General features: G+C 70.5%; 13 protein-coding genes. 4 read left to right on the forward strand and 9 right to left on the reverse strand.

Annotated features, from left to right (window positions below):
* Position 1: 1 nt before the first annotated feature.
* Complete coding sequence (locus BBA86_RS09790) at positions 2–1,792, reverse strand: DEAD/DEAH box helicase (protein WP_065571388.1); 1,791 nt, start codon at positions 1,790–1,792, stop codon at positions 2–4.
* 156 nt (positions 1,793–1,948) lie between these two features.
* On the opposite strand from BBA86_RS09790, the gene map reads away from it, so the two are divergent.
* Positions 1,949–2,722: a type I methionyl aminopeptidase gene (map, locus tag BBA86_RS09795; RefSeq protein WP_065571389.1), complete on the forward strand. Its 774-nt coding sequence runs from the start codon at positions 1,949–1,951 to the stop codon at positions 2,720–2,722.
* Between the two features lie 49 nt (positions 2,723–2,771).
* Positions 2,772–3,971: a pyridoxal phosphate-dependent aminotransferase gene (locus BBA86_RS09800; RefSeq protein WP_065571390.1), complete on the forward strand. Its 1,200-nt coding sequence runs from the start codon at positions 2,772–2,774 to the stop codon at positions 3,969–3,971.
* Positions 3,972–4,067: 96 nt separating this feature from the next.
* On the opposite strand, the gene BBA86_RS09805 is transcribed toward BBA86_RS09800, so the two are convergent.
* From BBA86_RS09805 to BBA86_RS09820, 4 genes are read right to left on the reverse strand one after another with little or no spacing between them, the layout of a single operon-like run.
* Positions 4,068–5,204: a UDP-N-acetylmuramate dehydrogenase gene (locus BBA86_RS09805; protein ID WP_065571391.1), complete on the reverse strand. Its 1,137-nt coding sequence runs from the start codon at positions 5,202–5,204 to the stop codon at positions 4,068–4,070.
* Complete coding sequence (locus BBA86_RS09810; protein WP_065571392.1) at positions 5,204–5,611, reverse strand: MaoC/PaaZ C-terminal domain-containing protein; 408 nt, start codon at positions 5,609–5,611, stop codon at positions 5,204–5,206. Before BBA86_RS09810 ends, BBA86_RS09805 begins: the two co-directional genes overlap by 1 nt.
* Positions 5,608–6,054 carry a MaoC family dehydratase N-terminal domain-containing protein gene (locus BBA86_RS09815; RefSeq protein WP_065571393.1) on the reverse strand — a complete coding sequence of 149 codons (447 nt, stop codon included), beginning with the start codon at positions 6,052–6,054 and terminating at the stop codon, positions 5,608–5,610. Before BBA86_RS09815 ends, BBA86_RS09810 begins: the two co-directional genes overlap by 4 nt.
* Positions 6,055–6,087: 33 nt before the next feature.
* Positions 6,088–6,885 (reverse strand): sulfite exporter TauE/SafE family protein, encoded by a 798-nt coding sequence (locus BBA86_RS09820; RefSeq protein ID WP_065571394.1) that lies wholly within the window; start codon positions 6,883–6,885, stop codon positions 6,088–6,090.
* Positions 6,886–6,973: 88 nt separating this feature from the next.
* On the opposite strand from BBA86_RS09820, the gene BBA86_RS09825 reads away from it, so the two are divergent.
* On the forward strand, positions 6,974–8,008 hold the full coding sequence (locus BBA86_RS09825) for a lactonase family protein (RefSeq protein WP_065571395.1): 1,035 nt from the start codon (positions 6,974–6,976) through the stop codon (positions 8,006–8,008).
* Positions 8,009–8,031: 23 nt separating this feature from the next.
* Here the strand turns inward: BBA86_RS09825 and BBA86_RS09830 are convergent, their stop codons facing one another.
* The 3 genes from BBA86_RS09830 to BBA86_RS09840 form a co-directional block, all read right to left on the reverse strand.
* A complete protein-coding gene (locus BBA86_RS09830) occupies positions 8,032–8,589 on the reverse strand; it encodes an NYN domain-containing protein (RefSeq protein ID WP_065571396.1) in 558 nt (185 codons plus the stop codon).
* Between the two features lie 79 nt (positions 8,590–8,668).
* Positions 8,669–10,396, reverse strand: a complete 1,728-nt coding sequence (locus tag BBA86_RS09835; protein ID WP_065571397.1) for an ABC1 kinase family protein — start codon at positions 10,394–10,396, stop codon at positions 8,669–8,671.
* 5 nt (positions 10,397–10,401) lie between these two features.
* Complete coding sequence (locus BBA86_RS09840; protein WP_065571398.1) at positions 10,402–11,013, reverse strand: PadR family transcriptional regulator; 612 nt, start codon at positions 11,011–11,013, stop codon at positions 10,402–10,404.
* A 246-nt stretch (positions 11,014–11,259) separates the two neighbouring features.
* On the opposite strand from BBA86_RS09840, the gene BBA86_RS09845 reads away from it, so the two are divergent.
* On the forward strand, positions 11,260–12,300 hold the full coding sequence (locus tag BBA86_RS09845) for a lytic transglycosylase domain-containing protein (protein WP_065571399.1): 1,041 nt from the start codon (positions 11,260–11,262) through the stop codon (positions 12,298–12,300).
* Positions 12,301–12,392: 92 nt separating this feature from the next.
* On the opposite strand, the gene BBA86_RS09850 is transcribed toward BBA86_RS09845, so the two are convergent.
* Positions 12,393–13,688, reverse strand: coding sequence for a M18 family aminopeptidase (locus tag BBA86_RS09850; protein ID WP_065571400.1), 1,296 nt, complete (start codon positions 13,686–13,688; stop codon positions 12,393–12,395).
* Positions 13,689–13,745 lie beyond the last annotated feature (57 nt).

The following is a 13,745-nucleotide window of genomic DNA, read 5'->3' on the forward strand; positions in this document are numbered from 1 at the left end:
GTCAGTCGCGGCCGTGGCGCGGCTTGCGCTCCGGCCGGTCGTCGTACGAACGCTTGGGCCGGTCGTCGAACGAGCGCTTCGGACGCTCGCCGCCGGGACGGCCGCGGTCGGCACGGATCTCGATGAGCTGACCCGAGATGCGGGTTCCCTTCAGCCGCTCGAGGACCGAGGCGTCCATCGACGTCGGGAGTTCGACGAGCGAGAAGTCGGGACGGATCGTGATCGCACCGAAGTCGTCGCGACCCAGGCCGCCCTCGTTCGCGAGCGCGCCGACGATCTGACGGGGCTCGACACGGTGACGACGTCCGACCGCGATGCGGTACGTCGTGAAGTCGCCCTTGCCGCGACGCTCGCGCGGTGCGTCCGAGCGCGCCGGGCGGTCCTTGCGCGTGCCGCGCTCGGCGTCGGCGGCCAGCGTCTTCGCGAGCTGGTCGGATGCCGGGTCGAGCAGCAGCGGGGTCTCGCCCTGCGCCACGACGGCGAGGGCGGCCGCGACATCCTGCTCGGGCACGTCGTGGTTGCGGACGTAGTGCGCGATGACGTCGCGGAACCCGGCGATGCGGTCGGTCTCGGCGAGCGCGGCGGTGATCGCGTCGTCGAAGCGGGTCAGACGCGTGGAGTTGATGTCCTCGGTCGTCGGCAGCTGCATCTGCGTCGGCGCCTGGCGGGTCGCGCGCTCGATGTGGGCGAGCAGGTAGCGCTCGCGCGGCGTCACGAAGCTGATCGCGTCGCCCTTGCGGCCGGCACGCCCGGTGCGACCGATGCGGTGCACGTACGACTCGGTGTCGGTCGGGATGTCGAAGTTCACGACGTGGCTGATGCGCTCCACGTCGAGACCGCGGGCTGCGACGTCGGTCGCGACCAGGATGTCGAGCTTGCCGTCCTTGAGCTGCTGGATGCTGCGCTCGCGCTGCGGCTGCGGGATGTCGCCGTTGATGGGCGCCGCGCTGAAGCCGCGGGCCCGCAGCTTCTCTGCGAGGGTCTCGGTCTCGTTCTTCGTGCGGACGAAGATGATCATCCCGTCGAAGTCCTCGACCTCGAGGATGCGCGTGAGAGCGTCGACCTTCTGCTGGTACGACACGATCAGGTAGCGCTGCGTGATGTTCGTGTTGGTGGAGGTCTTGGTCTTGACCGTGATCTCCTCCGGGTCGCGCAGGTACTGCTGCGCAAGGCGACGGATGGATGCCGGCATGGTCGCCGAGAACAGCGCGACCTGCTTCTCCGCCGGGGTCTTCGCGAGGATCTGCTCGACGTCCTCGGCGAAGCCCATCTTCAGCATCTCGTCGGCCTCGTCGAGGACGAGGTTCTTGAGCTGCGAGAGGTCGAGGGTGCCCTTCTCGAGGTGGTCCATGATGCGGCCGGGGGTGCCGACGACGATGTGGACACCGCGGCGGAGGGCCGACAGCTGCACGCCGTAGCCCTGCCCGCCGTAGACGGGGAGGACGTGGACATTCTTCATGCGGGCGGCGTACGACTCGAACGCCTCGCAGACCTGGAGCGCGAGCTCACGGGTCGGGGCCAGGACGAGCGCCTGCGGCGTCTTCTGCGTCAGGTCGAGGTTCTCCATGATCGGCAGGGCGAACGCGGCGGTCTTGCCGGTGCCGGTCTGGGCCATGCCGACGACGTCGCGGCCGCCGAGGAGGACGGGGATGGTCGCGGCCTGGATCGCGGAGGGCGTCTCGTAGCCGAGGTCCTTGATGGCGGCGAGGACGGGACCGGTGAGGCCCAGCTCGTCGAAGCCGGGAAGGGCGGGGGTGTCTGCGGGTTCGGTCGGGGTCTGGGGGTCACTCACCTATCCACCGTAGTGGAGCGGGCTGGGAAGCGCCCGGGGCGCTCGACCCGTTCGAGGACCCGACGACCTCACCGGCATGGCGGAACCCTCCCGACCACGCCTCATCACGCGGACGTATGATTGTCCGTTGCGCCTGCCGACCGAACGGACTGCCTCGTGATCGAGATCCTCACCCCTGACCAGATCGACCGCGCCCGCACGACGGGCGGACTCGTCGGCGACATCCTCCACGGCATCAAGGAGCGGGTGAAGCCGGGCACGAACCTCCTCGAGATCGACGCATGGGCCAAGGACATGATCCTCGGCGCCGGCGCCGAGTCCTGCTACGTCGACTATGCGCCGTCCTTCGGCAGGGGCCCGTTCGGCCACTACATCTGCACGGCCGTCAACGACGCCGTCCTCCACGGCCGGCCTCGCGACCAGCGCGTCGCCGCGGGCGACCTGCTGACCCTCGACCTCGCGATCAAGACGAGCGGCGTGGCTGCGGACGCGGCGATCAGCTTCACCGTCGGCGGCGGCGCCCACGCCGAGAACGACCCGCTCATCACCGCGACCCAGGAGGCCCTGGCCGCCGGCATCGAGGCGGCGCAGCCCGGCGCGCGGATCGGCGACATCTCGGCCGCGATCGGCGACGTCCTCACCGCGGCGGGCTACCCCGTCAACACCGAGTTCGGCGGTCACGGCATCGGCACCACGATGCACCAGGACCCGCACGTGTCGAACATCGGCCGCGCCGGCCGCGGGTACCGCCTGCGCCCGGGTCTCATGCTCGCGATCGAGCCGTGGGTCATGGTCGACACCGACGAGCTGAAGGTCGACGAGGACGGCTGGACGCTCCGGAGCGCCACGGGATGCCGCACCGCGCACACCGAGCACACGGTGGCGATCCTCGAATCGGGCAACGAGATCCTCACGCGTCCCACGCGCTGACCCGCGTCGCACCTCTCGCCCGAGCGATGCCCGACGGTACGCTCGGAGGGTGACCGAACGCGCCCCCGTCTCCCGCAAGCTCTCCGCCATCGCCGAGTCCGCGACCCTCAAGGTCGATGCCAAGGCCAAGGCCCTCCAGGCCGCCGGTCGCCCGGTGATCTCGTACGCGGCCGGAGAGCCCGACTTCGCGACGCCGCAGTTCGTCGTGGATGCCGCAGCCGAGGCCCTGCGCGACCCCGCTAATTTCCGCTACACGCCCGCCGCCGGCCTGCCGGTCCTGCGCGAGGCGATCGCCGCGAAGACGCTCCGCGACTCGGGTCTCGAGGTCGCGGCCTCGCAGGTCATCGTCACCAACGGCGGCAAGCAGTCCGTCTACCAGGCCTTCCAGGCCGTCGTGAACCCGGGCGACGAAATCCTCCTTCCCGCCCCCTACTGGACCACGTACCCCGAGGCGATCGCCCTCGCCGACGGCGTGCCCGTCGAGGTGTTCGCCGGAGCCGACCAGGAGTACAAGGTCACCGTCGACCAGCTCGAGGCGGCCCGCACCGACAAGACGACGGTGCTCGTCTTCGTCTCGCCGTCGAACCCGACCGGCGCCGTCTACACCCCTGACGAGGTCACGGCCATCGGCGAGTGGGCCCTCGCCCACGGCATCTGGGTGATCAGCGACGAGATCTACCAGAACCTCGTCTACGAGGGCGCCCGCGCGCAGTCGATCGTCGAGGCCGTGCCGGAGCTCGCCGGCCAGACGATCCTGGTCAACGGCGTGGCGAAGACCTACGCCATGACCGGCTGGCGCGTGGGCTGGATGGTCGGCCCCGCCGACGCCATCAAGGTCGCCGGCAACCTCCAGTCGCATCTGTCCTCCAACGTCAACAACGTCGCCCAGCGCGCCGCCCTCGCCGCCCTGACCGGCCCGCAGGACGAGGCCGAGAAGATGCGACAGGCCTTCGACCGTCGTCGCGGCCTGATCGTCTCCGAGCTCGCGAAGATCGCCGGGGTCACGGTCCCGAACCCGCTCGGTGCGTTCTACGCGTACCCCGACGTGACCGGTCTGCTGGGCCGCGACTGGGACGGCGTCCGCATCGACACGTCGCTCGAGCTCGCGGACTTCATCCTCGAGCGCGCCGAAGTCGCGGTCGTCCCGGGCGAGGCGTTCGGCCCGTCGGGCTACCTGCGCCTGTCGTACGCACTCGGCGAGGACCAGCTGCTCGAAGGCGTCCAGCGTCTGCAGCGCCTGTTCGCCTGACGTCGACCTCCGTCGACGATCGTCGACGTCCCACTCCGGCCGGGAATGCGCACGCAGTTTCCGGCCGGAGTGGGACCTCGGCGCCGAGACCCCGAGTCAGAGCTCGACGTCGAAGAGCACCGGCTCGGGTTGCAGGAGCACACCGAACTCGGACTGCACGCGCTGCTGGATGAGACGCGCGAGAGCGGCGACCTCCTCGGCCGTCGCGCGGCCGCGGTTCGTGAGCGCGAGCGCGTGCTTGGTCGAGAGCGATGCCTGCGACCCGGGCAGGCGGAAGCCCTTGCGCATGCCGGCGTGCTCTATGAGCCAGGCGGCACTGATCTTGACGGGCGCGGGTCCCCCGGCCCGCGGCGGGATGAACCCGTCGAACCGGTCGAGCGGGATCACGCGGTCGGCCTCGAGGGCGGGCGCCATCGACCACCGGGGAGCCTCGGCGGGGAGGCTCGCGGCGAACTGCGCCGACACCACCGGGTTCTGGAAGAACGAACCGGCGCTCCACGTGTCGTTGTCGTCCGCGTCGAGGACCATTCCCTTGCGGGATCGGATGTCGAGGACCGTCTCGCGGATCCACGCGAGCGAGACCGCGGCATCCGCGTCGAGTCCCAGCGCCGACCGCAGCTGCGCTCCGCGCACGGGAACGGCGCCGTGGCCGACCTGCGCGAGCTCCAAGGTGACCGACAGGATGACGGCGGAACGCTCGGGTACCGAGCCGTAATGCTTCTTCAGGACCGAGGTGCGAAGCCCCAGACCCAGATCGGATGCCGGGACCACCGACACCTCACCGGTGGACTCGTCGATGAGCTCCACCTCGACGAGGGTCTCGACGATCTCCTGGCCGTAGGCGCCGATGTTCTGGATGGGTGCCGCGCCCGTGGTGCCGGGGATGCCCGCCATCGCCTCGATGCCGCTGAGTCCCGCCGCGACCGTCTGCGCGACGAGGTCATCCCAGGAGTGGCCCGCCTGCACCTTGAGTCGCACATGACCGGGGTTCGGCGAAGGCAACCGCTCGATGCCGGTCGTCCGGACGAGGATCACGGTGCCGTCGAACTCGTCGTCGGCGAAGAGCAGATTCGAGCCGCCGCCGAGCACCAGCCACCGCTCCCCCGCGGCCCAGACGTCGCGGAGCGCGTCGGCGACCTCGTCGGTCGAGCGCGCCTCGACCATGCGATGAGGCGTTCCACCGACGCGCAGCGTTGTGAGCTGCGAGAGGGGGACGGGCGTGATCTCGGGCATCAGGATGCCGCGCGGACGCGCACCTGCGCTTTGCCGAGGACCGTCGTGCCGTCGTGGCTGACGGTCAGATCGATGCGCACGGCGTCATCGTCGACCGCGCCGACCTTCGCGACGACGGTGACGTCGGCGCCGGTCTCGGTGTCGACGACGACGGGGCGCGTGAAGCGGACGCCGTACTCGAGGATGCGGCCGGAGTCCCCCAGCCATTCGACGATCGTCTCGACGGCGAGGCCCATCGTGAGCATGCCGTGGGCGAGGACGCCGGGCAGGCCGACGCGCGCGGCGACGGCGTCGTTGTAGTGGATGGGGTTGAGGTCCCCCGACGCGCCCGCATAGCGGACGAGGGAGGTCCTCGTCAGGTGGACGGTGCGCTCGGCGACGACGGTGCCGATCTCGAGAGTGGTCATTCGTCTCCTCCGACCAGCAGGACGGAGGTCGCGGTGACGACGTGATCGCCACCGGCATCCGTGATCTCGGCCTCGCTCGTCACCATCGCGCCCTTGCCGAAGGCGCGGATGCCGGTGACCGTGAGACGCCCGGTCAGCTCGTCGCCGGCGACGATGGGCCGCGTGTAGCGGAACCGCTGCTCGGCGTGGACGACGCGCTCGAGCACGATGCCGGAGCCCGGTTCGCTCAGCAGCTGCTGCAGCGTGAGGTCCTGGATCACCATCGCGAAGGTGGGCGGCGCGACGACGTCGGCGTAGCCGAGATCCCGGGCAGCGGCGGGGTCGTCGTGCTGCGGGTCGGTGGCGAACACGGCGCGGGCGAACTCGCGCACCTTCTCGCGACCGACGAGGTACGGGGCGGTCGGCGGGAACGCGCGACCGAGCAACTCGGGATTCACAGGCACCGGACGATCCTACCGTCCGGGTCCCGAGCGGGCTCAGCGCGCGCGGTGTGCGCGCACCGCCTTGATCCCGAGCTGGATTGCGATGAAGGTGAGATAGATCGCGAACAGGACGTTCGCCGTGAACGGATCGACGAGCGTCGCGAGCCACGCGCCGAGCGCGGTCGTCGTGCAGGCCGCCACACCGATGACGGCGGCCGCGACGAGGTCGACGTTGTGGCGTCGGAGGTTGCCGACCGTGCCCGAGATGGCGGTCGGGATCATCATGAGGAGCGACGTGCCCTTGGCGACGAGATCGCTCGTCCCGAAGAGGAACATGAGCGCCGGCACGACGATGACGCCGCCGCCGACGCCGAGCAGGCCCGCCATGATCCCGGTGAAGACTCCGAGAACCGCCAAGCCGGCCCCGATTCCCCAGGTCAGCGGCAGCTCCGCCTCGCGCGACGGGACGACGATGAAGAGCATCACGATCACCACGACGAGGAACGCGATGAACCCCCAGCGGATGACGTTCTGAGACAACCGCGCGAGCAGCCACGTGCCGATCTGCGCCCCGACGACCGCGCCCGCGGCGAGGATGATCGCGGGGATCCACGCCACAGCATCGACGACCGCGTAAGAGATGACGCCGACGGCCGCCGTCGGCACGATCGCCGCGAGCGACGTGCCTGCCGCGCGGCGCTGATCGAAGACGAGGAGCGTCAGCAGGAGCGGGACGATGACGGTGCCGCCGCCCACGCCGAACATGCCCGACATGAGCCCGGCGAGCAGGCCGATCGCGAGCGCGCCGAGGTAGTAGCGGGCGTTGCGGTCGGTCGTTGCGGGCGCGGTCACGGGAGCAGATCCGACTCGAAACGCATGCGTCGACCCTACTCCCGGGCGGACGCGGCGCCGCTCGCGGGGAGCGGCATACGATCGATCCATGTCGTCTTCACTCGTCCTCGTGGCCAACGCCGGTGACTCGTCGATCAGCACCTTCCGCGTGACCGATGACGGACTCCAACGGCTCGCCGTCACCTCCGGGACCACCGGCTGCTCGAACTTCGCCGTCGATGCGGAGCGGGGCCTCGTGTACGCGTCCGTGAAGGCCGACGACGACGACGGGGATGCCGGCATCCTCACCCTCTCCCTGAATCGGGAGACCGGCGAATTGACCAGTCTCTCTCGGGTTGCGTTGCCGGGCGGGGCCATGAACTACCTCTCTCTCACCCGCGGCGGATCGGCGCTCCTCGGCGCTGCGTACTCGGGCGGGTACGGCATCGTGTGCGGCGTCGACGACGCCGGCGTCGTCTCCCCGCCTGTCGCGGAGGTGCACCTCCCCCGGCTGCACTCCGTGCTCGCGAGCGGCGATGGCCGCCACGTCTACTTCGTCTCGCTCGAGACCGACCTCGTCGCCCAGTGCACGCTGGAAGCGGACCTCGCCCTGACCCCGCTCGACCCGCCGACCGCGGCCGCCCCGGACGGCAGCGGCCCGCGGCACCTCGCGTTCAGCGACGACGAGAGAAGCGTCTACGTCCTCACCGAGTTCACCGGCGAGGTCCTGCGATACCGTCGCGACCCGTCGACGGGAGCGCTCGACCTGGTCGATGCCACGCAGGCCCACGACCCGTCCGAGAAACTCCGCCACAGCGTCATCGACGAGGACCCGCGCGAGAACCATTACGTCTGGGGCGCGGACATCCACCTCACGGACGGCGTCGTGTGGGCGTCGGAGCGCACCGCGAGCACTCTCGCGGCTCTGCGCATCCTCGACGATGGGTCGCTGTCGGAACCCACCGGGTTCGTCGCGACCGAGACGCAACCGCGCGGGTTCGCCGTCAGCCCCGACCGCCGACTCCTCGTCGCCGCCGGTGAAGGGTCGACGACCGTGTCGCTCTACCGCGTCGACGGAACCGACCTGCATCTGCAGGGACGGTACGAGACAGGCCGCGGCGCGAACTGGGTGCGCTTCGCCTGACCCCGCTCAGCGGGACAACCCGCTCAGCGCAGGAACTGCTCGGGGTCGAACTCGTCGATCGGGATGATCCGCACGCGGGGAAGCTGCGCATCGAACGCGCTCGCGTCGTACTCGAGATCGAAGAAGCGGATGCCGGGGATCTGAGCGAACCCGGCGTTGCGGAACTCCTCGAAGGCCAGCACGCCGACGCGACGCGAGCCGTCGGCGAGGACGCCGAGATCGTCGACGAAGTCGCCGTCGTGGCTGACGAGGACGACGTCGTCACCGTGGCTCTGAAGCGCCTGGAGCGTCCGCTGGATGGCGAGGTCGACGACCTTCTCGTCCGCGTCGCCCGACAGCGGGACGGGCTGGTAGCCGAGCGCGAGCAGCGCCTGCACGAACGACATCGGCAGGTTCGTCGAGGCGTTGAGGAAGAACAGTCCGCGCGCGTCCTGATTCCACTGGTCGGCGACGAAGGAGAGGATGCGGTCCCACCGGGGCCGCTCGTCGGGCTGAGGACGTCGCCCCAGGATCGATCCGCCGAGGGTCGCGTCGATGTTCTCACCGTCGACGAGAATCCAGGTCCTCCGATTGCCGGCCATGCCGCCTCCTCCGCGCGCTCCGGAGCTGTGCCGGCGCGCCCGACTCATCCTAGGCGGCGGGCCGGCCCCCGCCTTCTCGTCACCAGCGCCGGCCGAACACCCCTGCCAGGAGCGCATGCCCGAGCGGGAGCAGAGAGCCCGTCATCAGCACCCCGCCCAGGACCGGGTCCTCCGGACGCAGCGTCGCACCGCCGATGAGCAGCGCGGCGAACACGAGGCCCGAGAGGGTGCGCCTGCCCAGCTGCTCCAGCCGGGCGACCCGCCGCTCCAGCGCCGGATCGGGGAACGAGACCCGACGGTCCTCGATCCGCGTGAGGAACCCGTCCACCCGCCCCGGCAGCCGTGACGCCGTGGTGATGCCGGTCACGGCGCGGCGCAGGACGTCGGCGACGGCGTTGCGACCTTCCTCGCGGACGAGCCGCGAGGCGTAGGGCTCGACGGCGTCCCAGAGGTTGAAGGCCGGATCCAGCGCACTGCAGACGCCCGACGTGAGCGACATCGCGCGCACGATGAGCAGGAAGTTCTCGGGCAGCTGGAACGGCAGCGACCGCACGACGTCCTGGAACTCGATCGCGAACGCGCGGAACTCCCGCGGGTCCACCTCGCGGAGCTCGGCGAAGCCCATGCCGCCGAAGCGGGCGAACAGCTGCGTCATGGCGCGCTCGAGCTCGGTCGTGTCGGCGCTGGGCAGGAGGACGCCCACGTCGCGGATGCTCTGGACGAGCGCGACGCCGTCACGGGCGGCGACGGCGATCATGAGGCGGCGAAGTCCGTTGCGCAGGCTCGGCGGAACCTCGCCCATCATGCCGAAGTCGATGAAGGTGAGGCGCCACGGCGGAGCGCCGGCACCGGCGGCATCCGTCCCCGTCAGCGGCGTCACGAAGATGTTGCCCGGGTGCGGATCGGCGTGGAAGAAGCCGTGGGTGAAGACCTGATCGAACATGACCGAGGCGAACACCTGGGCGACCTCCGCCGGGTCGATCCCCGCCGCGAGGAGCGCCTCGTGATCGGTGATCTTGATCGCCGTGACGTCCTCGAGCGTCAGGGTGCGTCGCGAGGTCCGCTCCCAGACGACCGCGGGGACCCCGACGCGGGGGTCACCGGCGAAGTCCGCCGCGAAGCGTTCGCCGTTGGCCGCCTCGTGCAGGTAGTCGATCTCCTCCAGGCTCGTCTCGGCGAACTCTTCGACGAGCTGCGGCGCATCGACGCGGTCCGAGACGATGCGGACGTGGCTGAGCCAACGACCGACGCGGCGGAGTGCGGCGAGATCCGTGTCGACGATCCGCTGGATGCCGGGGCGCTGCACCTTCACGACGACCGCGTCGAGTCCCGTGAGGGCGGCATCTTCCTCCGCCAGCCGAGCCCGATGGGCCTGACCGAGGGATGCCGCCGCCACCGGTACCGTCTCGACGCCGGCGAAACCGCGGTCGAGCGGAACGCCCAGCTGTCCTTCGGCCTCGGCGCGGATCTCGGGGAACGGGACCGCCGGAACCTCGTCCTGCAGTCCCTCCAGTTCTTTCGTGATCTCGGGCGGCAGGACGTCCAGGCGCGACGACATGAACTGGCCGACCTTGATCATCAGGCCGCCGAGGTCGATCGCGAGCCCGTGGAAGCGGCGCGCGATGCGCTGCATGCGTGCCGAACGCCCTCGCACGCCGATCCAGCCGAGGCCGATGCGTGGCAGGAAGAGCTCGAACCACCACGTGACGACGAGTGCTCTCGCCGCGAAGCGGAGGATGCGTCGGTAGCGCGCCCGCGCGTGGCGGTCGTCGGGAAGGTTCTCGCCTTCCCGACGCCGTGCTGCCACGCGGATCAGCCCTGCGCGAGCAGGGCGTAGAGCCGGCGGCGAGCCTCGTCGAGGATCTCCACGGCCTCCGCCACCTGCTCGGGCGACCCGGTGCGGGCGACCTGTGCCGCTGCCTGAGCCAGCTCGACGCCTGCCTTGGGCAGCGCAGTCGCACGGTGGTGGTGCTCCTTGGCGGGCGCCGCCGTCTCCCATGGGGCCGACCCCGTCGCCTCTTCGGCGACCATGCGGCCCGCGTCGGTGAGGGAGTACGTCTTCCGACCGCCCGCCTCCTCGGCGACGATGAGGCCCTCATCGGCGAGCAACTGCAGCGTGGGGTAGACCGAGCCGGCGCTGGGCTTCCACGATCCGCCGCTACGGGAGTCGATCTCCTGGATGATCTGGTATCCGTGCATGGGCTTCTCGACCAGGAGTGCGAGGACAGCGGTGCGCACGTCACCCCGGCTCATGCGTGAGGGCGTGGGGCGCTGATCGAAAGACGTTCGGAACTGCTCGAAGGCCTCCATGAGACCGGCGCCGAGGTTGCCGAGATCGAAGCCCTGCGGCCCCGATCCGAACCCGCGGCCGGTGCCGCCGAAGCCGCCCGAGCCGAAGCCCTGCGAACCGAATGAGCTGTTCATGATGTCTCCTTCAGGTGGTGACCGATACCCAACGATATATCGTTCGAAACTGTCACGACCCGACCTCAGGAACTTGCCAGGGTTCGTGATCAGGTCTTTTCCCGGCGGGGCGCGGATCGTCGATGCGCAGATAACGTTCGGGTAACGCTCAGGTTCGTGCACCAGAGTGGGCGACTCGTGCCCGCCCGAACGGTCACGCACGCTCCCTGGGGGCGTGTCCTCGCTACACGGAACCATTACTTCTGCATGCCTACTGACTCGAACTCCCCCGCCACACGCCGATCCATCCGCTCCACCCGAACCGAAGAACGTCGGCTCCGCCGCCGCCCGGTTCTCGTCCTCTCGACGCTGACCACAGCGTTCGTGATCGCCGCAAGCGCGACGGCCATGACACCCGCTCCGCAGGACGCGCAGGCCGAGACCACGGCTCCCGCCATCGCTCTCGCCTCGTTCTCGCGGACCCTCCCCGACTCCCTGACCGACGGCGTCGCGACCTCGGCGCCGCAGTCCGAGATCCGCTCGACGCTGGATGAGGCGAAGGCCGCGGTGGCCGCATCCACCGACGTCACCGCCGACATCGCAGCGTCGAAGCTCGACGTCGGGACGAAGGACACGACCGTGTCCACCGATGGCTTGGCGAAGGCCGTCGACGAGTTGGAGTCCGTCTCCGCTCTTCCTCTCCTGCTCGACACCCGCGATGCCACCGAGGCCGTGGAAGCCGAGGTCGCGACGGTGACGGAGAAGACCAGCGCGCTGCGCGGCCGTCTCGACGCGGCCGTCGAGAAGGAGAAGGAACGCGTCGCCGAGGAGAAGCGCAAGGCCGAGGCCGCCAAGAAGGCCGCCGCCGAGAAGAAGGCTGCCGAAGAGGCCGCCCAGGCCAGTGCCTCGCGCTCGGCGTCCTCCTCGTCCGGGTCCTCCTCGTCCGGCTCCTCCTCGTCCAGCTCCTCCTCGTCCAGCGCCGCTCCCTCCAGTGGCGGCACGTCGGCCGCGGCCGCCAAGGCCACCGCTCGCGCCATGCTCGGCGATTACGGCTGGGGCGACGACCAGTACTCCTGCCTCGTCTCACTGTGGAACAAGGAGTCCGGTTGGAACTACCGCGCCTCCAACCCGTCCAGCGGTGCCTACGGCATCCCGCAGGCCCTCCCCGGCAGCAAGATGGGAAGCGTCGCGTCCGACTGGCGCACCAACCCCGCCACCCAGATCGCGTGGGGCTTCGGCTACATCGACAGTCGCTACGGCAGCCCCTGCGGCGCCTGGGGCCACTCGCAGTCCGCGGGCTGGTACTGATCGCGGCCTGACACATCACCTGTGACACCGCGGATGCCGCGGGTCCCCGACATGACGTCGGCGGGCCCGCGGCATCCGTCGTTCTGCCGGACTCAGGCGGTGAAGAACGCCTCCGCCACGCGCGACAGGTCGTGCAGGTCGCTCACGCCGGCGAGCTCGCGCGCGGAGTGCATCGACAGGATCGGGATGCCGACGTCCACCGTCGCGATCCCGAGCCGGGTCGCCGTGATCGGACCGATCGTCGAGCCGCACGGCACGGCGTTGTTCGAGACGAACTCCTGCGAGCCGACACCGGCGGTGTCGCACCAGCCGTGCCACGCCGCCGCGCCGGCCCCGTCGGTCGCGTAGCGCTGGTTCGCGTTGATCTTGAGGATCGGGCCCGACCCGAGACGGGGCTGGACGACCGGGTCGTGCTTTTCTGCGTAGTTCGGGTGCACCGCGTGCCCGACGTCGCTCGACACGCACCACGAGGCGGCGAGCGCACGCAGCTGCTGCTCGCGATCGGCGCCGAGGGCGAGCTGGATGCGCTCGAGCACATCGGCCAGGAACGGGCCGGCGGCGCCCGAGCGGGTCGCGGACCCGACCTCCTCGTGGTCGAACACGGCGAGCATCGCGATGCGCTCCGCGTCGAAGCCGTCGGCTGCCCGCTCGAGGGCCACGACACCGGCGTGCACCGAGGCGAGATCGTCGAGGCGGCCCGAGGCGAAGAACACCTCGCCCTTGCCGAACACGGCGCCCCGGGCGGCGTCGGCCGTGACGACGTCGTACCCGCGGATGCGCGAGGCGTCGACACCGGCTTCTGCGGCGAGCTCGGCGAGCAGGTCGGCGGAGTCGGCGTCGCCGAGACCCCACACAGGCTGGGTCTGGCGCTGCTTGTCGAGGGCGAGGCCGTCGTTGACCTCGCGGTCGAGGTGGATGGCGAGCTGCGGCAGCCGCAGGAGCGCGCCGGTCGCGGCGAGGACGCTCGTGCCGTCGTCGAGCACCAGGCGGCCCGCGAGACGCAGCTCGCGATCGAGCCACGAGTTCAGGAGCGGCCCGCCGTAGACCTCGACGCCCGCCTGCAACCAGCCGAGGCTGCCCGTCGTCGGGCGGGGCTTGAGTTTCAGGGCCGGGGAGTCGCTGTGCGCGCCGAAGACATGCACACCGGTCGCGGCATCCGCTGCGTCCGGGACGACCCACGCCAGCACCGCACCGTCGCGCACGACGAAGAACCGCCCCCCGGGCTGGGCGGGCCACGCGTCGCGCTCGTCGAGCTCGTGGAATCCCGCCTCGCGAACTCGACGAGCGACCTCCGCCGCGGCGTGGTAGCTCGAGGGCGAGGCGGCGACGAAGTCCGCCAGGTCGGCGGCGTGGTCGAGCGCAGCCGAGCCGGTCAGGGGCGTGGACATGGGTGTACCTCCAGAGAAGGATGCCGGGCGGGACCCTCTGATCGTAGTTCGACCGCG

The organism is Microbacterium oleivorans, assembly GCF_001691565.1.
Classification (GTDB): Bacteria; Actinomycetota; Actinomycetes; order Actinomycetales; family Microbacteriaceae; genus Microbacterium; species Microbacterium oleivorans_B.

Bases quoted from the DNA above. Each gene is read 5' to 3' on its own strand.
- BBA86_RS09850 (WP_065571400.1), bottom strand. From the start codon at position 13,688: ATGTCCACGCCCCTGACCGGCTCGGCTGCGCTCGACCACGCCGCCGAC.
- BBA86_RS09840 (WP_065571398.1), bottom strand. From the start codon at position 11,013: ATGAACAGCTCATTCGGTTCGCAGGGCTTCGGCTCGGGCGGCTTCGGC.
- BBA86_RS09845 (WP_065571399.1), top strand. From the start codon at position 11,260: ATGCCTACTGACTCGAACTCCCCCGCCACACGCCGATCCATCCGCTCC.
- BBA86_RS09825 (WP_065571395.1), top strand. From the start codon at position 6,974: ATGTCGTCTTCACTCGTCCTCGTGGCCAACGCCGGTGACTCGTCGATC.
- BBA86_RS09810 (WP_065571392.1), bottom strand. From the start codon at position 5,611: ATGACCACTCTCGAGATCGGCACCGTCGTCGCCGAGCGCACCGTCCAC.
- BBA86_RS09830 (WP_065571396.1), bottom strand. From the start codon at position 8,589: ATGGCCGGCAATCGGAGGACCTGGATTCTCGTCGACGGTGAGAACATC.
- BBA86_RS09805 (WP_065571391.1), bottom strand. From the start codon at position 5,204: ATGCCCGAGATCACGCCCGTCCCCCTCTCGCAGCTCACAACGCTGCGC.